This is a genomic window from Streptomyces axinellae (assembly GCF_039532135.1).
Lineage (GTDB): Bacteria > Actinomycetota > Actinomycetes > Streptomycetales > Streptomycetaceae > Streptomyces > Streptomyces axinellae.
Genome location: NZ_BAAARJ010000005.1, coordinates 272,206 through 292,374 on the forward strand (window position 1 = coordinate 272,206; position 20,169 = coordinate 292,374).

The 20,169-nt window shown below is 70.7% G+C and carries 12 protein-coding genes, 1 tRNA gene, 1 pseudogene and 1 CRISPR repeat array; of the genes and pseudogenes, 11 read left to right on the forward strand and 3 right to left on the reverse strand.

Annotated elements, in window-relative coordinates; translation table 11 throughout:
* The first annotated feature begins 248 nt into the window (after positions 1 to 248).
* Positions 249 to 812 (forward strand): small secreted protein, encoded by a 564-nt coding sequence (locus ABD339_RS09650; protein WP_344564205.1) that lies wholly within the window; start codon positions 249 to 251, stop codon positions 810 to 812.
* A 159-nt stretch (positions 813 to 971) separates the two neighbouring features.
* Positions 972 to 2,735, forward strand: coding sequence for a DUF7059 domain-containing protein (locus ABD339_RS09655; RefSeq protein ID WP_425575941.1), 1,764 nt, complete (start codon positions 972 to 974; stop codon positions 2,733 to 2,735).
* Between the two features lie 171 nt (positions 2,736 to 2,906).
* Here the strand turns inward: ABD339_RS09655 and ABD339_RS09660 are convergent, their stop codons facing one another.
* Positions 2,907 to 3,380, reverse strand: a complete 474-nt coding sequence (locus tag ABD339_RS09660) for a DUF2752 domain-containing protein (RefSeq protein WP_344564208.1) — start codon at positions 3,378 to 3,380, stop codon at positions 2,907 to 2,909.
* 170 nt (positions 3,381 to 3,550) lie between these two features.
* Positions 3,551 to 3,955, reverse strand: a complete 405-nt coding sequence (locus tag ABD339_RS09665; RefSeq protein WP_344564450.1) for a TM2 domain-containing protein — start codon at positions 3,953 to 3,955, stop codon at positions 3,551 to 3,553.
* A 272-nt stretch (positions 3,956 to 4,227) separates the two neighbouring features.
* On the opposite strand from ABD339_RS09665, the gene topA reads away from it, so the two are divergent.
* From topA to ABD339_RS09700, 7 genes are all read left to right on the forward strand, one after another.
* Positions 4,228 to 7,122: a type I DNA topoisomerase gene (gene topA / locus ABD339_RS09670; RefSeq protein WP_344564210.1), complete on the forward strand. Its 2,895-nt coding sequence runs from the start codon at positions 4,228 to 4,230 to the stop codon at positions 7,120 to 7,122.
* 370 nt (positions 7,123 to 7,492) lie between these two features.
* Positions 7,493 to 10,879, forward strand: a complete 3,387-nt coding sequence (gene tmk / locus ABD339_RS09675) for a dTMP kinase (protein WP_344564212.1) — start codon at positions 7,493 to 7,495, stop codon at positions 10,877 to 10,879.
* Positions 10,880 to 10,989: 110 nt separating this feature from the next.
* Positions 10,990 to 12,201, forward strand: coding sequence for a DNA polymerase III subunit delta' (locus ABD339_RS09680; protein ID WP_344564214.1), 1,212 nt, complete (start codon positions 10,990 to 10,992; stop codon positions 12,199 to 12,201).
* A gap of 200 nt (positions 12,202 to 12,401) precedes the next feature.
* Positions 12,402 to 14,084 carry an alpha/beta hydrolase gene (locus ABD339_RS09685; protein ID WP_344564215.1) on the forward strand — a complete coding sequence of 561 codons (1,683 nt, stop codon included), beginning with the start codon at positions 12,402 to 12,404 and terminating at the stop codon, positions 14,082 to 14,084.
* Positions 14,085 to 14,182: 98 nt separating this feature from the next.
* Positions 14,183 to 14,256, forward strand: a tRNA-Thr gene (locus ABD339_RS09690).
* A gap of 254 nt (positions 14,257 to 14,510) precedes the next feature.
* Positions 14,511 to 15,161 carry a hypothetical protein gene (locus ABD339_RS09695; protein ID WP_344564217.1) on the forward strand — a complete coding sequence of 217 codons (651 nt, stop codon included), beginning with the start codon at positions 14,511 to 14,513 and terminating at the stop codon, positions 15,159 to 15,161.
* 66 nt (positions 15,162 to 15,227) lie between these two features.
* Complete coding sequence (locus ABD339_RS09700) at positions 15,228 to 16,061, forward strand: hypothetical protein (RefSeq protein ID WP_344564218.1); 834 nt, start codon at positions 15,228 to 15,230, stop codon at positions 16,059 to 16,061.
* 106 nt (positions 16,062 to 16,167) lie between these two features.
* Here ABD339_RS09700 and ABD339_RS09705 read toward each other — a convergent pair.
* Positions 16,168 to 17,783 (reverse strand): annotated as a pseudogene (locus ABD339_RS09705) (tyrosine-type recombinase/integrase); the annotation flags it as partial.
* A gap of 223 nt (positions 17,784 to 18,006) precedes the next feature.
* On the opposite strand from ABD339_RS09705, the gene ABD339_RS09710 reads away from it, so the two are divergent.
* Both ABD339_RS09710 and ABD339_RS09715 read left to right on the forward strand, forming a co-directional pair.
* On the forward strand, positions 18,007 to 18,603 hold the full coding sequence (locus tag ABD339_RS09710; protein WP_344564219.1) for a TetR/AcrR family transcriptional regulator: 597 nt from the start codon (positions 18,007 to 18,009) through the stop codon (positions 18,601 to 18,603).
* Positions 18,600 to 19,601: a DMT family transporter gene (locus tag ABD339_RS09715; protein WP_344564221.1), complete on the forward strand. Its 1,002-nt coding sequence runs from the start codon at positions 18,600 to 18,602 to the stop codon at positions 19,599 to 19,601. The genes ABD339_RS09710 and ABD339_RS09715 overlap by 4 nt, the downstream gene beginning before the upstream one ends.
* A gap of 98 nt (positions 19,602 to 19,699) precedes the next feature.
* Positions 19,700 to 19,972: direct repeats of the CRISPR family, unit length 29 nt; unit sequence GGGAACAGCCCCGCATGCGCGGGGACCAC.
* Positions 19,973 to 20,169: the final 197 nt, after the last annotated feature.

Here is a 20,169-nt window from a genome sequence, read left to right on the forward strand (position 1 = left end):
CCGCTACCGGTGACGGACGCGGCGCCGCAGGTCAACTGGAGGGCGAGCAGGGCGCGTTGGCGCCTTGCCCGCCCTCTTGTGTGCGGCAGTGCGCGCCGCCGCGCGCCGGGCGGAGGTCGCCCGCGATGCCGGTACGTGCTTTTGGTGCAAATGGCTGTAATCGGGGACGGAAGAAACTGACGACTCGTCGCCACTCCCTCCCCGGCGTGTATGTTCCGGGCCGAACAGCCATGGAAGGGACCGATCCGGTGAACAAGAAGCTTGCGGCTGCACTGTCCGGCGGTGCGGCACTCGTACTCGCGCTGACCGGTTGCAGCGACGACAGCGGCAAGAAGACGGACGACTGGGCCAAGAAGGTCTGCGACGAGGTCAAGCCGCAGGTCACCAAGATCCAGCAGGCCAACTCCTCGATCGACCAGGCATCCGAGCAGAAGCAGTCCTCGGAGGAGGTCAAGAAGACCGACTCGGCCGCCTTCCAGAAGATCTCCGGCGCCTACAAGTCGCTGGCCGGCGCGGTGGACGGCGCTGGTGCGCCGCCCGTGGACGGCGGGGAGAAACTCCAGAAGGACGCGGTCAAGGAGCTGAAGAGCCTCTCGACCCAGTACGCCGGTCTCAAGACCACTGTCGACAAGCTCGACACCAAGGACCAGTCGAAGTTCGCCGAGGGCCTCAAGGGCGTCGCCAGCAAGCTGGACACCCTCGGCAAGAGCGGGGACAAGGCCCTCAGCAAGCTCCAGTCCGGCGAACTGGGCAAGTCGATGGCCAATCAGCAGGGCTGCAAGAAGCCCAGCGGCTCCTCCACCGGTTCGTAGCATCCGGCCGGAGCCGGGCAGAGCTGGAGAGAGATCGGAGTCGGGGCGGGGCCCGGAACAGTGTTCCGGGCCCCGCCCCGACTCCTCTTTTGGCGCCGGACGCGTTTCCTCGCGCGGGCCCGCGCCGCGAAGGAGGCTTCGGGCCCGATACGAAGGAGAATGGGGCGGGTGAGTACTGACGCGCTTCCCGAGCCCGCTGAAGAGAGCACCCGTCGGCTGAGAGAGGCACTGCGGACCGCCCGCTTCACCGCCGACGGGCTCCTCGAACTGCTGGGCGCCCCCGCCTACGCCGCCCTCGCCCGTGGCGAGACCGTGCCCGCGCTGCGCGCCACGCGCGGCGAGGGGCCGCTGGAGACCCTGGTGCGGCTCTTCCTGCTCCAGCAGCCCGTGCCGTACGAGAGCGCGCGTGCGGTGCTCCCCGTCGAGGAGGCACTCGCCGGCAACTGGCTGGAGTGGGCAGGAGAGGCGCCTGAAGGGGGCCCGGACGACGCGGCGGGGGCCGGCGCCCATCCGGGTGCCGCCGTCCGCGCGGTGGTCGATGTGCGGCCCTACAGCGGCCCCGAGGACCAGGACTGGTGGATCGTCAGCGATCTGGGCTGTGCCGTCGGCGGCGCGGGAGGCATCGGCTCCGCCCGCGACGCGGGCGCCCCGGCCGGTCCCGGCGGCTCGGAAGGTCCCGGCGGCCCGGAGGGTGCGACCGGCTCCGCGCGTGCGGCCGGTGCTGCCGGTGCGGGCCGGGAGGGTGACGCGGCGGGGCTCGTCCTGGGCGTCGGCGGGGCGTCCACCACGCTGGCCGGGATCACCGTGCGCGGGCCCGCAGCGCGCGCGCTCGACCTCGGCACCGGATCGGGTATCCAGGCGCTGCACGTCAGCCGGTTCGCGACGCGGGTGACCGCGACCGACCTCAACCCTCGTGCGCTGCGTATGACACGTCTCACGCTCGCGCTGTCCGGAGCGCCCGAAGCCGAACTGCGCGAGGGCTCGCTGTTCGAGCCGCTCGACGGCGCGGAGCCCTACGACCTGATCGTCTCCAACCCGCCCTTCGTGATCTCCCCCGGCGCCCGGTTCACCTACCGCGACGGCGGCATGACGGGCGACGCGCTGTGCCGCACGCTCGTGGAGCGCTCCGCCGTGTATCTGGCGCCGGGCGGCTACTGCCAGCTGCTGGCCAACTGGGAACACCGCGCCGATGAGGACTGGCGGGCACGGGTGTCCTCCTGGGTGCCCGCCGGGTGCGACGCGTGGATCGTGCAGCGCGAGGTGCAGGACGTGACGCAGTACGCGGAGCTGTGGCTGCGCGACGCGGGCGACCACCAGCGCGATCGCGCCACGTACGCGGCGCGCTACGACGCCTGGCTGGAGGAGTTCGAGGCGCGTGGGACCAAGGCCGTCGGCTTCGGCTGGATCACCCTGCGGCGTACGGAAGCGGAACGTCCGTCTGTGCTGGCGGAGGAGTGGCCGCATCCGGTGGAGCAGCCGCTCGGCGACGTGGTCAGCTCGCACTTCGAGAGGCAGGATTTCCTGCGGGAGACGTCCGATGCTGCGTTGCTGGAACACCGGTTCGTCCTCGCCGACGAGGTGGTGCAAGAGCAGGTCGGACTCCCGGGCGCCGAGGATCCGGAATATGTGGTCCTGCGTCAGAACCGGGGCATGCGGCGGGCGACGACGGTGGATACGGTCGGCGCGGGATTCGCCGGGGTGTGCGACGGGACGCTGAGCGCGGGGCGCATCCTCGACGCCATCGGCCAGCTGCTGGGGGAGGACCCGGCCGAGCTTCGCGCCCGTACACCGGAGTCGATCAGGCTGCTGGTCGAGCAGGGGTTCCTGACGCCGGTGGACGCCGGGCAGTTCGGCGCCGCCACGGCCGTCAAGAGCGCCGTGCCGGGCGAGGGAAACCTTGGCAACGGCGTCGCGGGGGCCTGACGCTCACGGGCGTCCGAACGAGGTGGTCCGGCACTCTGCACCCGGCATCCGGTGCGGGGCTCGCAGTGCGCCGATGCGGGCATCCGGTGCGCGAGGTGAAGTGCGGGGCATCCGGTGCGCGTTTTCCGGGGCGGGGCATCCGGTGCGAGGCTCGTGCGGCCTGGGGCGCGCTCAGCCCACCAGGTTGCGGGCCACCGTCCAGGCCACCGCCAGCGAGAGGACGGCGACCGTGCCCCGGGTGCTCAGCCGGGGACGGTAGCGGCGCCCGCGCAGCCCCTCGTAGAGCCAGCGGCCGGACAGGTACCCGGCGGCGGGCAGGCCGAGGAAGAGCAGCGCGGTGTTGTCGTGCAATGCGGCGGCGAAGTCGCCGTGCATCAGGTCGTACAGCATCCGCGTGCCGCCGCATGCCGGGCACAGCAGCCCTGTCGCCCAGTTGAAGGCGCAGCGGGGCAGCAGATTGCCGGGCTGGTGGGGGTCGGTGCCCCACAGGTAGAAGGCGCCGGCCGCCCCCGCCGCCGCTGTGGCGAGCGGCGCGGCGGCCGGGTGGGAGAGCGCGGCGCGCAGCCGGACGAGAGGGGGAGGGACGTGCCCCTTCACCGGCTGGCCGGTGTTCCCCGTACCGTCTCGCGCCGCGGCTCTTGCCATGGTGTGCGTCTTCTCCGTTCCGGCGGGTGCGAACCGCCGTCCGACGACTGCGAACTGTTCGACGGCCGCGTGCCGCCGAACGCGCCTCCGCTGTGCTGGACGCGCTTCTTCCGGCTGTCCGGACCGTTGTCGGCTGTCCGGACCGTGCGGGTTCGGCACCGCGGCCGGACTCAGCTGCGGAGTATGCGACCGTCGCTGTCGGTGCGCTCGTCGCTGACGAGGAAGATGATTCCGTCGATCAGCGCCCAGAAGCCGAAGCCACCGCAGGTCAGCAGCTGGGCCACGCCCATGCCGACGTGACCGGTGTAGAAGCGGCCGATGCCGAGCGTGCCGATGAAGAGCTGGAGAACACCGGCGACGATCTTCGACTTGTGCGAGAACGGACGTCCGTAGCGGTCGTATCCGAACGGGGCGTTCGGGTCGGTGGCGCCGTACGGGCCGGGGGCGCCGCCCATCGGCGGCTGCTGGGGATAGCCGTAGGCGGGCTGCCCCTGCGGGCCTCCGCCCTGGGCGGCGTACGGGTTCTGGCCGGGCTGCTGCGGATATCCGTAGCCGGGCTGGTTGGGGTCGGACATGTGTCCTCCGAGGTCGAGCGGTACCTGGTTGTGAGCAGACATGCTGCCAGAGGCATCGGGCGGCGGGATTCCTGGTTGTCGGGTTACCGTTCGAGTGGCGTTGCGGACTTTTCCCGTTTGACATGGAGGCGGGAGGTACCGTCACACTCCGCATCGATACGGAAACGCTGTAGGGCTGCGACGCAGTCGAAACACAGCCGAGACATACAGCCAGCAGCCGAGACATACAGCCGAGACACAGCGGCACAACCGACCGGAGAGAAGAGCAGAAGTTGTCCCCGACCCACGAGACAGCAAACGGCGGGCGCCGGCTCGTGATCGTCGAGTCCCCTGCCAAGGCCAAGACGATCAAGGGCTACCTCGGTCCTGGCTACGTTGTCGAGGCCAGCGTCGGGCACATCCGCGACCTTCCCAACGGTGCGGCCGAGGTCCCCGCGAAGTACAAGGGCGAGTCCTGGGCCCGTCTCGGCGTGAACGTCGATCACGATTTCGAACCGCTGTATGTGGTCAACAGCGATAAGAAGGACCAGGTCAAGAAGCTCAAGCAGCTGCTGGCCGAGTCGGATGAACTCCTCCTGGCCACCGATGAGGACCGCGAGGGCGAGGCCATCGCCTGGCATCTGCAAGAGGTGCTCAAGCCCAAGGTCCCGGTGCGCCGGATGGTCTTCCACGAGATCACCAAGGACGCCATCCAGGACGCCGTGCGCAACCCCCGCACCCTCAACCAGCGACTGGTCGACGCGCAGGAGACCCGCCGCATCCTCGACCGCCTGTACGGCTACGAGGTCTCGCCGGTGCTGTGGAAGAAGGTCATGCCGCGGCTGTCGGCGGGCCGTGTGCAGTCGGTCGCCACCCGGCTCGTCGTCGAACGGGAGCGCGAGCGGATCGCGTTCCGCTCCGCCGAGTACTGGGATCTGACCGGGACGTTCGCGACGGGGCAGGCGGGGGATGCCTCGACGGGGGACCCGGGTACCTTCGGCGCCAGGTTGAGCACCGTCGATGGACGGCGGGTCGCGCAGGGGCGCGACTTCGGCTCCGACGGGCAGCTCAAGGACCGCTCCTCGGTCCTGCACCTGGACGAGGAGGGCGCGCGGACGCTGGCCGCCGCGCTGGAGAGCACGGACTTCACCGTCCGCTCCGTCGAGTCCAAGCCCTACCGCCGCTCGCCGTACGCGCCCTTCCGTACGACCACCCTCCAGCAGGAGGCCAGCCGGAAGCTCGGTTTCGGCGCCAAGTCCACCATGCAGGTGGCGCAGAAGCTGTACGAGAACGGCTTCATCACGTACATGCGTACGGACTCCACGACGCTCTCGGACACGGCGATCTCCGCCGCCCGTACGCAGGTCACGCAGCTGTACGGCGCCGACTACCTCCCGGACAAGCCCCGCACCTACACGGGCAAGGTCAAGAACGCGCAGGAGGCGCACGAGGCGATCCGTCCTTCCGGTGACCGCTTCCGCACCCCCGCCGAGACGGGGCTGACGGGCGATCAGTTCAAGCTCTATGAGCTGATCTGGAAGCGGACGGTCGCCTCCCAGATGAAGGACGCCGTCGGGCAGTCGGTGACCGTCAAGGTCGGCGGGCGCTCCTCGGACGGGCGGGATGCCGAGTTCAGCGCGACCGGCAAGATCATCACCTTCCACGGCTTCCTCAAGGCGTACGTGGAGGGTGCCGACGACCCCAACGCCGAACTGGACGACCGCGAGCGGCGCCTCCCGCAGGTCACCGAGGGCGACCCGCTGCGCGCCGAGGAGCTGTCGGTCGATGGCCACGCCACCAAGCCGCCGGCCCGCTACACCGAGGCCACGCTGGTCAAGGAGCTGGAAGAGCGCGAGATCGGGCGGCCCTCGACCTACGCCTCGATCATCAGCACGATTCTGGACCGGCGTTACGTCTTCAAGAAGGGCACGGCCCTGGTGCCCTCCTTCCTGAGCTTCGCCGTGGTCGGGCTGCTGGAGAAGCACTTCGGACGGCTCGTCGACTACGACTTCACCGCCAAGATGGAGGACGACCTCGACCGCATCGCGGCGGGCAACGCCGAGGCGGTGCCGTGGCTGCGGCGCTTCTACTTCGGCGAGGGCGAGGCGGAGACCGCCGTCGGCTCGGCGGCCGACTCGGGCAACGGCGACGGCGACCACCTGGGCGGCCTGAAGGAACTGGTGTCCGACCTCGGCGCCATCGACGCCCGCGGCGTCTCCTCCTTCCCGGTCGGCGAGGGGATCACCCTGCGCGTCGGCCGCTACGGTCCCTACGTCGAGGGCCCCAGCGAGACCGAGGGCGAGCCGGGCCGGCGCGCCGATGTGCCGGACGACCTGCCGCCGGACGAGCTGAGCGTCGAGTACGCCAAGGAGCTGCTGGCCAAGCCCAGCGGGGACTTCGAGCTGGGCACGGACCCGGAGACGGGTCGGCCCATCGTCGCCCGCGACGGCCGCTACGGTCCCTACGTCACCGAGGTGCTGCCCGAGGGCACGCCGAAGACCGGTAAGAACGCGGTCAAGCCGCGCACCGCCTCGCTCTTCAGCTCCATGTCGCTGGATACCGTCACGCTGGAGCAGGCGCTGAGACTGCTCTCCCTGCCGCGCGTCGTCGGCGTCGATCCCGAGTCCGGCACCGAGATCACCGCCCAGAACGGGCGGTACGGCCCCTACATGAAGAAGGGGACCGACTCGCGCTCGCTGGAGAGTGAGGAGCAACTCTTCTCCATCACGCTGGAGCAGGCGCTGGAGATCTACTCCAAGCCGAAGCAGCGGGGGAGAGCCGCCGCCAAGCCGCCGCTCAAGGAGTTGGGCACCGACCCGCAGACCGAGAAGCCGGTGGTGGTCAAGGACGGCCGTTTCGGACCGTATGTGACCGACGGCGAGACGAACGCGACCCTCCGGCGGGACGACGAGGTCGAGACGATCACGCCCGAGCGCGGGTTCGAACTGCTCGCGGAGAAGCGGGCGAAGTCGCCCGCGAAGAAGACCGCCAAGAAGGCCCCGGCCAAGAAGACCACCGCGAAGAAGACGGCGGCCAAGAAGACCGCGGCCAAGAAGGCGCCCGCGAAGAAGACGGCGGCCACCAAGAAGACGCCTGCCACGAAGTCGGCCGCTGCGAAGTCGGCTGCCGCCAAGAAGACCGGGGCGTCGAAGAAGGCGGCCGGATCGAAGGAGTCCGCCGGGGAGTGACCTGGGTGGGCCGGTCTATCCGGTGGCCTGGGGGGTCGGCTCTGCCTGGTGACCTGGGCGGGTCGGCCCGTGCTCCGAACCGGCTCCGGCTGACCCTGGCTCCGGCTGATCCCGGCTCCGGTTCCGGCCCGTCCTTGGCCCTGCTTCCGGGTCCCGCGCCGGCCCCGGCCGGGCCCTGATTCCGGGCGCTGCCCGAGTCCTGCCCCAGATCCGGCGGCGGTCTCCCGCCCGGGTCTCCGGCCCGGCTCCGGGGTCGGGTTTCGGCCCGGGGGCGCCTCGGTGGCCGGATCTGGTCACTGGGGCGGGCAGTGCTAGGTACAGATGTTCGGGCAAACAAACGATGGGCGGACGCTCCCTATACGCTGGCGGGATGAAGTCTCAGTCCCCTACCGCCCCCGATGACTCCCTGGCCGCGGAATCCCGCGAGGGCGCCGTCAGCGCGCTGTTGCGCTTCCCGCCGCTGCGGCGGCTGTGGAGCGCCCAGTTCACCAGCGGGATCGGCGACATGCTGGCTCTGCTGGTGCTGTTGCTGCTGGCGATGCAGGCGGCAGCCGTACGCGGCGTGGCGGGGGACCCGGTGTTCGGCGGCGAGTACCGGGGGATGGCCCTCGTCGTCGCCTCCGTCCTCGGACTCAGGCTGCTGTCCACCCTCCTGTTCGGGGCCGTGCTCCTGGGGCCCGTGGCCGCGCTCGTCAACGCCGGGCAGGGCAGTACGGGCAAGAGTGGCGCCGGGAAGGGCGATGCCGGGAAGGACGGCACTGGCAACGAGAACGCCGGCAACGAGAACTCCGGTAAGGAGAACGCCGCGCAGGGTGAGGCCGCACCGGGTGACGGCGGCCAGGCGGCGACCGGTGGCCAGGGCAGGAAGAAGGTCCTGGACCGGCGCTGGACGATGTTCGGCGCCGACGTCGTGCGGGTGCTGGCGCTGATCGTCGCGCCGCTGTGGATCGACTGGACGCCCGGCAGCGCCTTCCCCGTACTGCTGATCACCGTCTTCGTCATGGGCGCCGCCGAGCGGCTCTCGACCGTCACGCGGGACAGCACGGCGCCCGCCCTGCTCCCGGCGGCCCCGCCGGAGAGCGCCGCCGTACGCGCGCTGCCCGACCACCGCGACGCGCTGCGCAGGCTGTGGCTGCGCTCCGGCTTCGTCGCGCTGCCGCTCGCCGCGGCGCTGCTGGTCGTCGTCACACTGATCAGCAACCTGCTGGGCACCGGCATCGACTGGTTCGGCGCACACCAGAGCGCGCTCGCCTCGTACGTCGCCGCCGGGCTGTTCGCCGCAGCCGCCTCGGTCGTCTACTTCCTCGAACTGCCCGACGCGGCCGGACCGCGCCCGCGCTCCCCGCTGGAGGGGCTGCGCAGGCCCAGGACCGGCACGGGTACCGGCACCGACAAGGGCCGTACCGGCGCCGTCCCGCTGCTGGTGCTCGCGGGCGCCGCGATCGCCGGAGCCATCGCCGCCGCCGTCGCCCTCGCCCCGCTGCACGCCGCCGACCTGGGCGGCGGCCCCGTCGCCTTCGGACTGCTGACCCTCATGCTGACCGGCGGCACCGGCGCGGGTATCCGGCTGGCGCCCCGCACGCTGCCCGCGCTCTCCCGGCGCAGGCTGCTCGCGCTCATCATCGGGCTCACCGGCCTCGCACTGCTGGCCGCCGGGCTCGTCTCCGACACGGCGACCGTGATCGCGCTGACGCTGCTGGCCGGAGTCTGCGCCGGTATCGCGGCCAACACCCTGCACACCCTGCTGGACCAGGAGACCGAGGACTCCCGCCGCTCCCGCACCACCGAGCACCTTCAGGCCGTCGTCCGGCTGTCGCTGGGGGTCGCCGCGGTGCTCGCGCCCGTGGTCGCCGCACTCATCGGGCCGCACCGCGTGGAGAACGGCGCCTTCGTCTTCGACCACGGCGGCGCGTCCTTCACGCTGATGCTCGTCGGCGCGCTGCTGCTGCCGGTCGGCGCGCTGCTGCTGGGACGCACGGACGACCGGCAGGGTGTGCCGCTGCGCCGCGACCTGCTGGAGGCGTTCGGCGGCGGCCGGCCCGCGCAGTCCCCGGCCGGCTCCGGCTTCTTCCTCGTCCTGGAGGGCGGCGACGGCGCCGGCAAGTCCACACAGGTCGAGGCGCTCGCCGAGTGGATCAGGGGCAAGGGCCACGAGGTCGTCGTCACCAAGGAGCCCGGCTCGACGCCCGTCGGCAAGCGGCTGCGCTCCATCCTCCTGGACGTCTCCTCCGCCGGGCTCTCGCACCGCGCCGAGGCGCTGCTGTACGCGGCCGACCGGGCCGAGCACGTCGATACGGTGGTCAAGCCCGCGCTGGAGCGCGGGGCTGTGGTCATCTCCGACCGCTACGTCGACTCCTCCGTCGCCTACCAGGGCGCGGGGCGCGACCTGTCGCCGACCGAGGTCGCCCGCATCTCCCGCTGGGCCACCGACGGCCTGGTCCCGCACCTGACGGTGCTGCTGGACATCGCGCCGGACACCGCGCGGGAACGGTTCACCGAGGCGCCGGACCGGCTGGAGTCCGAGCCCGCAGAGTTCCACCAGCGGGTGCGCTCCGGATTCCTGACCCTCGCCGCCGCCGACCCGGCCCGCTACCTCGTCGTCGATGGCGGCCAGGAGCCCGAGGACGTCACCACCGTCGTGCGTCACCGCCTCGACCAGGTGCTGCCGCTGTCCGAAGCCGAGAAGAAGGCCCAGGAAGAGGCCCGCAAGAAGGCAGAGGAAGAGGCCCGGCGCAGGGCAGAGGAAGAAGCGGCGCGCAAGGCCGAGGAGGAGCGCAAGGAGCGCGAGCGCAAGGAGCAGTTGGAGAAACTGCGCCGCGAGGAGGAAGAGCGCAAGCGCCGCGAGGCCGAGCTGGAGCGCCGGCGCGAGGAGGCACGCCGCGCCGAGGAGGCCAGGAAGCAGGCCGAGGAGGCGCGCCGCAAGGCCGAGGAGGAGCGCGCACGACGGGAGGCCGAACAGCGCGCCTACGAGCAGGAGCAGGAGCGGCTGCGTCAGCGTGCCGCCGAGGAGGCGAAGCTGCGCGCCGAGGCGGAGGAGCGGCGGCAGGAGCGCCAGCGCAAGGCAGAGGAAGCGCTGCTGCGGGCGGAGGAGGCGCGCAGGGCCGCTCAGGCCCAGACGTCGCACGGGACGGACGACGAGCCGCGCGCGTCGCACTCCCTGCGGAAGGACGGGGCGGCGGGGTCCGCCACTTCGTCGTCCCCGGCTTCGTCTCCGGAGTCCGAAGGGACGGTCGCACCGGATGCCGCGGTTTCCCCGGACGGGACCGAGGCGGACACCGCGCAGATTCCGCAGGTCACACCTGATGCCCTGGAAAGCGCACCGGATGCCTCGTCACGGGCCGCTGCGCCCGACGGCACCGAGGCGGACACGACACAGATCCCGCAGGCGTCGCCCCCGGCGTCCGCCACGCCCCCCGCGTCCTCTCCGTCCGGCAACAACGACGAGACAACCGTCCTGCCGCAGGTCTCCGGCCACGACCACGAGGAGACCACGGTCCTCCCGCAGGTCTCCGACGCCGACGAGACGACCGTGCTGCCCCAGGTCACCGAGGGCGGCGGACGCGGCGGCAGGGACGGGGACGCGTACGCGGACGCTGAGGACCGCACACGGGAGCTGCCGCAGGTGGACGAGGGCGGACGCCCCCGCCCCTCCTGGGCCGAGGAGACCCCGATGGACGACGCACCCACGCTCGCCGACGAGTTGCTCGGCCCGCACGAGGACGCCGACCGCGAGGAAGACCGCAGGCGGAACCGGTGACCGCGGGCGGAATCGCCGACCGCGGGCGGAACCGGTAGCAGTCCCCTCGCGCGGCGGCCGTAAGGCGGCGGGCGGGACCGGCTGTCACAGGCGTCCGGGACAATGGGGGCATGGCGGTCTGGGACGAGATGGTGGGGCAGGAGCGGGCGGCGCGGCAGTTGGGCGCCGCGTCCCGCGACGCTGACGCGTTCGTGACGGCGGAGGGCGCGGAGCGCGGCTCCGCCCGGCTGTCCGGATCGGCCATGACCCACGCGTGGCTGTTCACCGGCCCGCCCGGCGCGGGGCGGGCGCAGGCGGCGCGCGCGTTCGCCGCCGCGCTCCAGTGCGTGAGCCCCGACCGCGCGCTGGGCGGCGAGCCGGGCTGCGGCTTCTGCGAGGGCTGCCACACGGCGATGCTGGGCACCCATGCCGATGTCGAGGTCGTCCGCACCGACCTGCTCACCATCGGCGTCAAGGAGACCCGCGACCTCGTGCGCAGGGCACAGATGTCGCCCGCCGGGGGCCGCTGGCAGGTGATCGTGCTGGAGGACGCGGACCGCCTCACCGAGGGCGCGGGAAATGTCCTGCTGAAGGCCGTCGAAGAGCCCGCGCCGCGCACGGTATGGCTGCTGTGCGCCCCCTCCACGGAAGACGTGCTGCCCACCATCCGGTCGCGCTGCCGCCACCTGGCCCTGCGTACGCCCCCGGTGGACGCGGTGGCGGACCTGCTGATGTGGCGGGACGGGATCGAACCGGGCATGGCCGCCTTCGCCGCCCGCGCCACCCAGGGCCACATCGACCGGGCCCGCAGACTGGCCACCGACGAGCGGGCCCGCGCCAGGCGCACGGCCGTGCTGAAGCTGCCCGCCCGGGTGGACGATGTGGGGCAGGCACTGCGCGCCGCCCAGGAGCTGCTGGACGCCGCCTCCGAGGACGCCAAGCAGGTCGCCGAGGATTTCGACGTCAAGGAGACCGAGGAGCTGCGGGCGGCCCTCGGAGGGTCCGAGGGCAAGCGGATGCCGCGCGGCACGGCCGGGGCGATGAAGGAGCTGGAGGACAAGCAGAAGCGCCGTGCCACGCGTACCCAGCGCGACTCCCTCGACCTGGCACTGACCGACCTCACGAGCTTCTACCGGGACGTGCTGGCACGGCAGTTGGGCTCCTCGGTGGCCCTCTCGCACGACGAGGCGGCCGAGTCCATCGGCCGGATCGCCGCCGCCTCGCGCCCCGAGCAGACGCTGCGCCGTATCGAAGCGGTGCTCGACTGCCGCCGCGCGCTGGATCGCAACGTGGCGCCGCTGCTGGCGGTGGAGGCGATGACGATGGCCTTGAGAGCGGGCTGAGCGGGCGCCCCACGCCCCCAGGGGGGACGGGAGCACGGAGGAGACCGCTTGCCTCGTCCGGGAGGCTCCCGTATGGCAGGTGGACGGGGGCTCACTCGTACGAGCAAGGAAGCGGGGGAGCGGGCATGGCTGACACGCGGGCCCGGATACGCTCCCCCCAGGTGCGGCCGAGTACGTGCCGCGAGCGGAGGGACTCCTTGATGGACCACACACGCCTGCTGAGTGGCCCGCGGGCCGCGCTCTCCACGCTCGGCGCGCTGACCGCGGGCGCGCTGCTGATCTCCGGCTGCACGAGCGGCGATTCGTCCGACCGGCCGCAATCCGGGGCCTCGGCGAGCAGTAGCAGCGCGGGCGCGCCCGCTCCGCCGCTCAAGCCCCTGCCCGAGCGCGTCCCGGACGAACTGCGGCCGTACTACGACCAGAAGCTCGCCTGGCACGACTGCGGCCCCGCCGGCTTCCAGTGCGCCAAGCTGCGGGTGCCCGTGGATTACGAGCATCCGAAGGGCGGCGCGGAGGACGGCACCAAGGGCAGCTCGGAGGGCGGCGCCAAGGGCGGCACCAAGGACGGTGCCAAAGGCGGCTCCGGGGATGAGATCCAGCTGGCTGTGACCCGTACGAAGCCCGAGAAGGGGACGGGCAAGGGCGGCTCCTTGCAGGTCAATCCGGGCGGACCGGGAGGCTCCGCGGTCGATTACGTTCAGCAGTCGGCCGGGCTCGCCTACCCGGCGAAGGTGCGCAAGCGCTACGCCCTCGTCGGCATGGACCCCCGCGGGGTCGGCCGCAGCAAGCCCGTCGAGTGCCTGAGCGATAGGCAGATGGACCAGTACATCCGGGTCGATCAAACGCCCGACGACAACAGCGAGGCGCAGAAACTGACCGCCGCGTACGGGAAGTTCGCCAAGGGCTGCGAGAAGCGCACCGGCACACTGCTCGGGCACGTCTCCACCGTCGAGACGGCCCGCGACATGGACGTCCTGCGCGCGGCGCTCGGCGACAAGAAGCTGCACTACGTCGGTGCCTCGTACGGCACCTACCTCGGCGCGACGTACGCGGGACTGTTCCCGCAGAACTCCGGGCGTCTCGTACTCGACGGTGCGATGGACCCGTCCCTCTCCTCCCGCCGCGTCAACCGCGAACAGACGGCCGGTTTCGAGACCGCGTTCCGGGCGTTCGCCCGCGACTGCGCGAAGAAGTCCCGCTGCCCGCTGGGCAAGGGCGGCGTCAAGGAGGCGGGCGACAGCCTGAGCGCGTTCTTCGAGCGCGTGGACCGCAAGCCGCTGAAGACCGGTTCCCAGCGCACGCTCACCGAGGCGCAGGCGACCACAGGCGTGATCCGCGCCATGTACGACGAGGGCTCCTGGCCCATACTGCGCGAAGCTCTCACGGCGGGCAAGAAGGGCGACGGCGCCGAGCTGCTGGCCCTGTCCGACGACTACTACGAACGCGGCCCCGACGGCGTCTACAGCAACATCATGTACGCCAACCCCGCCGTGAACTGCATCGACCTCCCGCCGGCCTTCGACGACGCGGACGCGGTGCGCGAGGCCCTGCCCTCCTTCGAGAAGGCCAGCCCCGTCTTCGGCCGCGGCTTCGCCTGGGCGGCGCTGAACTGCGGCAACTGGCCGCACAAGGCCACGGGCGCGCCGCACCGCATCGCCGCCAAGGGCGCCGACCCGATCGTGGTGGTCGGCACCACCCGCGACCCGGCCACCCCCTACCGCTGGGCCCGCGGCCTGGCCGGCCAGCTCTCCTCGGCCCGCCTGCTGACCTACGAGGGCGACGGCCACACGGCATACCAGCGCGGCAGCGACTGCGTGAACAAGGCGGTGGACGCCTACCTGGTAGCCGGCAAGCCCCCCAAGGACGGCACAACCTGCCACTGACCTGCCCCTTCGCCCCCATCAGCACCCCGTCCGGAGCACCCCCGCAAACCCTGTAGACTTATCGCCGCAGCGGCTGCCACGCTGGTCGCACGCACATTGCCGCCTTAGCTCAGTCGGCCAGAGCGACGCACTCGTAATGCGTAGGTCGGGGGTTCGACTCCCCCAGGCGGCTCATCTGAAGCCCAGGTCACACCCGATGTGACCTGGGCTTTCTCATGATCTGGCCAGTGTCCGGAGGCCCCACTGTCACCCGCGTCCGTGCCCCCTGGTCCAAGGGGATCGCGAGGGGAGCGCATGAGCGCAGAGCTTGTGCAGAGGGGAGCGCGCGGGGAGTGCCTGCGACGCTGTCCCGCTTCCACGCGGGATCTTCGAGGCTGAATTCGGAGTTTGTAGAAGTGCTCCAAGAGCCGGGCCTAGGCTGGGGTCGTGGCGAACCCGATAGACACCGTCCCCTTCCGCTCCCTCGTGACACAGGCCAGCGCCGTGCTCCTGACCCATGGAGTCGAGGTGGAGGCGGCAGCGGTGCGGGGCGTCGCCACGCACGTTATCGAAGCGATGGCCCAGCAATCCGGCATGGACCCGGAAGAGGCAGTGCACCTCGTGACGCCGGAGGTCATCGCAGACTCGATCGTCAAGGCCACGGCTGAGGAACAGCGACGTACGCCGGCGGTCCACGCGGTGCGGCCGGTACGGATCGACGACGGCGCTGTCAACGTGCCCGTCGAGTCGCTCGGCCACCTCGTCATGGCGGCGTCACAGGCGGGGAAATACGCGGGGCTCAACTCCGGGGGCGCCGCCGCAGCACACCTGCTGGACTTGGCCACGGAAATCGGCGCTGCCCTGGCGAAGGGCCACGCAGAGGGAGCGGCAGCGGTCGAAGTCGGCGTACTCGACGAGCTGGCTGGCCTGGTGGATGAAGTGGCGAACCGGGTCGAGTCGGGGGACTGGAGTATCTGCCCGTGCGGAGAAGACCACGGTCAGGCTGAAACGGACTCCGGCGCCGTTCCCGTTATGCGCTACCACACGGATCTGGCGCGGCAGCTTCGCAACGGCGAGCCCGGTGACAGGCACCACTGACCCTTGCCAGCTCCCGGGCCCAGGAAGGTCCACCCAACCTGGCCCCTGCTGCCTACGCTGCCGAGCATGGAGAAGTACATATGGGCGGCAGCGGTCGGCGCCGAGGCGGCGTACGTCCTGTCTGTACTGCTGGGCGAGTCGATATCGCTGTTGCTGCATCGACGAGTGACGAACTTCGAACGCCGCCTGCACGAGTTGCCTGACGAACGGTATTTCTCGGGCTTCATGACACCGTTGCTGGGGTCCCTGGCCGGCGGCCTGGCCGGGGGTTACACCGTGTCGCAGATCGGTGAGGGCGGGCGGTCGGCGTTGACCGGCGCTATGTTCACGGCTCTCATCATCGTGATCCTCGTGCGGCACCAGTACCAAGAAGTGACGGGCCGACGACCGCGTCCGGTGGCCCGTGCCCGATGGCGCGGGAGGGCAGCAGAGATCGCCCGCGTTCTGTCCGAGCAGCCAATGCCCGTGGGACGAGCGCGGGCGAGCCTGCGGGAGCGAGCAGAGGAACTTGGGAAGCTGGGAACCCGTGTAGCCGACAGAGCAAACGCCCGGACCTGGCGCGGTGCTCTTTTCGCGTTGCCGCGCCGCCAACAAAGTCTCCTTGTTGCCTCGATTGCGCTCCCTGTGGCCCTCGCGATCTGGCCGGCGAGCCAGGGAGTCAGCGTTTCCTCCCTCCCGGCGTACGCGGGGCTGCTCGCTCTGTCTCCGGTCGCGGTCGCCGCCCATACGCTCCGCTGGTGGCGCACGCGTCGCGCGCTCATCGAGCTGGGGCACGAACTGTCGGGACGGTCCCGCAGCCTGATGCAGCAGATCGAGCGCACCACGCCTCCGAGGCCACGCCCACTCAGGATCCGCACCACTTCCAGCCCGCTTCAGACCGGCCGTCGGGCCCGTCGCTGAGGTCCTGAAGACTCGCATGGCGGGCACGGTGGGTGCGTGCAACCCGACCAAGTGCTGATGGGCCCGGACAGCGAATCGTCCGGGCCCATCAGCGTGTTGGCGGAGGTTATGCGGTGAGCGGTGTGGGAGCCCCGGCGCCGCAGGTACACGTGCAGCTGCACTCAGGCGATGTGCCGATGGCGGCAGCGACCTGCTGCCCCCGCTGCTCGATCGCCGACAGCACGACTCCAGGAGCCCGGGGGACGAGCTTAACGACCGCTTCTGCGGCGGCACGGGCGAGGTCGTCGAGTACGGACTGATAGACATCGCGGGTGATCCGGGAATCGCTGTGCCCGAGCGTCTCGGACACGACCTTGATATCGACGCCAGCGGCAGCATCAGGGGCGCGGCACCATGGCGCAGATCGTGGAGCCGGATCGGAGGCAGGCCCGCCTCGGCCACCAGACGGTCGAAGAGGTCCGACACCTTGCCCGGATGGAGCTGGGAGCCGTCCTCCTCGGTGAAGATCCGGCCGGTCTCCTGCCAGGCAGGACCCCATTCGCGGCGCGCCGCGTCCTGGTGCTCCTTGTGGAGCTTTAGACCTTCGTTGGTCTCGGCGTCGAGCGCCACTGTGCGGATGCCGCTGTTGGTCTTCGGCACGCCTTCGAGGACCTCCCAGCCGTCCTGGACGAGCTGGGTCGCGACATCGAGGGCTGCGTTGTTGTAGTCGTGATCCACCCAACGCGGACCGCAGGCTTCCCCTCGCCGGAGGCCGCGGAAGGCAACGAGCCGCCACATCATCTCCAGGCGGGTGCTAGTGATGTGGTCGAGAAACTGCCCCGTCTGCTCGGGAGTCCAGACCATGACCGGCGAAGGCTTCTCCCCGGTCTCCTTCCACCGGGCGATGCGTTCGTCAGTCCAGATGAGCGCCTTGGGCTTGGTGCCGGGCTGCAGCTCGACATGTTCAGCCGGGTTGTAGTTCGGGATGACGCGCTGGGCAATCGCCGTTTTCAGGGCTGCCCGAATCGTGGCCCTGATGTGCTGCTGGGTACTGACACTCGTAATGCGACGATAGGGCGGCATCTCTTCGATAGCCACCTTCATCCATTTCCTTCGTGCCCGGTTCTCTGCGCCCTTCCACGGGATTTCCTTCAGCTCTTTCATGGCTGCGCGTCGCTGATCGTTCTGTTCCTGGATCTCGATGTTCTTTTCGTTGATCGCATCGAACATGCGGTCCAGGTGGGGCACATTGAGCTTGTCGAGACGCACCTCGCCCAGGTGAGGCTTGAGATGGACCCGGATGTCGGTGTCGTAGCGGCTGTGGCCCCCCTTGCGGAGCCGTTTCTTCCCCGCGAGCCAGATGTCGAGCCATTCGGCTACCGTCATCTTCGGGTTGAGTGCTTGTCCTGCTGCGAGGCGCCGACGCGTTTCCTCGTAATCGGGAAGCGGCTCTTTCTTCCGCGCGCAGTCCTCCAGCATGTCGCTGATTGCCACATGACCCGCCGGGTCGTCCTCGTCCGGTATGGCGAGAAGTGCGCGAACCTTGTTGATCTCCTCCTTTGCATCGTTGGAGGTCTCGAATCCGCTGCGTCGGAATTCGCGACGCGTACCATCTGGGCGGTTGGTCAGCTCGTGGCGGATGGACCAGGTCCCGTGACGGCGGTTCTTGAGCTTCGGGCACGTCTTGCCGTAGTTCTTTCCGGTCTCAGGGTTCCGGCATGAGCAACGACGTGTGACAGTTCCGCCGGAGTTACTGCTAGGTGGCTTTGTTCACGAATTACGACAGCACTTGTTCATGACTTTGGGAGGCACCGCTGCCTCGCCCGGAATCGAAGGGTGTGGGCGCAGGACGGCCTGTTCGGCGCCCTCTGCCTCTACGGTCTGAGCGAGGGGTGCCTACGCGACTTTCCACAGTTCCGGTCCACCCTCTACTCTAGGTAGACCTACCTACCTAGTTTGGATTGTGATGCGCGAGACCGACGCGAGAACGGAACGACGGCGGCCAGCCCGGGAACGGCTTCTGGAGGCGGCGGCCCGGCGCTTCTATGCCGACGGCGTGGCGGCGACCGGCATCGACACGATCACGGCCGAGGCCGGCGTGGCGAAGATGAGCCTGTACAACAACTTCGCCTCCAAAGCCGACCTGGTCCGGGCCTACCTTGACGCCCGGCACGAGGAGTGGCTCGGCCTCTACCGGGCCCGGCTGGAGCACGCCGACGGCCCCCGTGAAGGTGTGCTGGCCGTCTTCGACGCCTACGCGGACCACGCGGCGTTCGCGTACGAGCACGGCTTTCGCGGGTGCGGGCTGCTGAACGCCGCCGCCGAACTCCCGGCCGACGACGAGGGCCGGGCCGTGGTGCGCGCCCACAAGGAGCAGGTCGAGCACCTGATCGCCGGCCACCTGGAGCTGCTGCTGCCCGGCTGGCCCGAAGAAGCCCGCGTCGCGGCCGAGCATCTGTCCTTCCTCCTGGAGGGCGCGGTGGCCCGCGCCGGCCTGGAGGGCGACGGTGAGCGCGTCCAGCACGCCCGCTCGATCGCCGCGGCTCTGCTGGACCGGCTGTGACCGGCCTCGGCCGCGGCCGGTCCGCGGGAATCGGGGCTCTGTGCGTGCTGGCCGCCTCCGTGCTCTGGGGCACCACCGGTACGGCCGCCACTTTCGCCCCGGACGTGGGCCCAGTGGCCATCGGCGCTGCGGCCATGGGCCTGGGCGGGCTTCTCCAGGCCCTCATCGCCGCTCCACAGATCGCCGACAACATCGCCAGCCTGCGTGAGCAGCGCGGCACGGTCCTGCTGGGCGCTGCCTCGGTGGCGGTCTACCCCCTGGCGTTCTACAGCTCCATGCACCTTGCCGGAGTCGCCGTCGGCACCGTCGTCTCGATCGGCACCGCCCCGCTTGCCTCCGCCCTGATCGAACGCATTGTGGACGGCCGCCGGCTCACCCGCCGCTGGCTGCTCGCGGCCACCCCGGGCCTCCTCGGCACCGTCCTGCTCTGCGTCGCCGAAGCCGCTCACGCCACCGACAGCACCGGCCGCACCTCCACGACCGGCACCCTGTTCGGTATCGGCCTCGGGCTCATCGCCGCCGCCACGTATGCCCTCTACTCCTGGGCCGCGCACCGGCTCATCAGCCGCCAGATCCCCTCCCGCGCGGCGATGGGCGCCGTCTTCGGGATCGGCGGACTCCTCCTCCTGCCCGTCCTGGTGATCACGGGCGCGCCGCTGATCGCCTCCTGGCCCAACGCCGCCGTTGGCGCGTACATGGCGCTTGTCCCGATGTTCGCCGGCTACGTCCTCTTCGGCTGGGGCCTCGCCCACGTGCCCGCGAGCACCGCCACCACCCTGTCCCTGCTCGAACCGGCCGTCGCCGCTGTCCTCGCAGTCCTGGTCGTCGGCGAACGCCTCCCCGCAACCGGCTGGGCAGGCATCGCCCTTGTCATCACCTGCCTCGCCATCCTCACCACCCCCACACCCACTCGCCGCTCACGCGACTGGCTACGGAACTCTGCGGACCACAACAGCAACCAGCCTGTAAAGGTCGCAGACGCCGCCCACAGGCGGTGACAATCGAACACGACACGGTTGAAGCGCCTCCCGAAGTCGTGAACAGACGCTGTCCAATCTCGTGAACAAAACCACCCGATGAGCCACCGGCCCTCCCACGGAACAGCCCCGCATGCGCGGGGACCACCCAGCACTGGGGGCGGCGCACCTTCCACACCGGGGAACAGCCCCGCATGCGCGGGGACCACTGCGAAAAAGCGCGATCCCGTGAGGCGGGAGGGGGAACAGCCCCGCATGCGCGGGGACCACTTGACACGGGTGGTCGCGACTTCTCTGAGGCCGGGAACAGCCCCGCATGCGCGGGGACCACGGCGGCCTTGCGGCCTTTCTTCAGCAGCCGCTGGGAACAGCCCCGCATGCGCGGGGACCACCACCTCGACCTCGACGGCGGCGACGGCGGCGAGGGAACAGCCCCGCATGTGTGGGGGTTGGTCCCTGGACCGAAGCGAAGGTATGGCGCAGGACGTGGCGGTCCCCGCGCATGCGGGGTGGGTCCCTGCGTCGACTCCGTCATCACCGACCCGCCGTAGTGGTCCCCGTGCATGCGGGGTGGTTCCCGTTCCGCCCC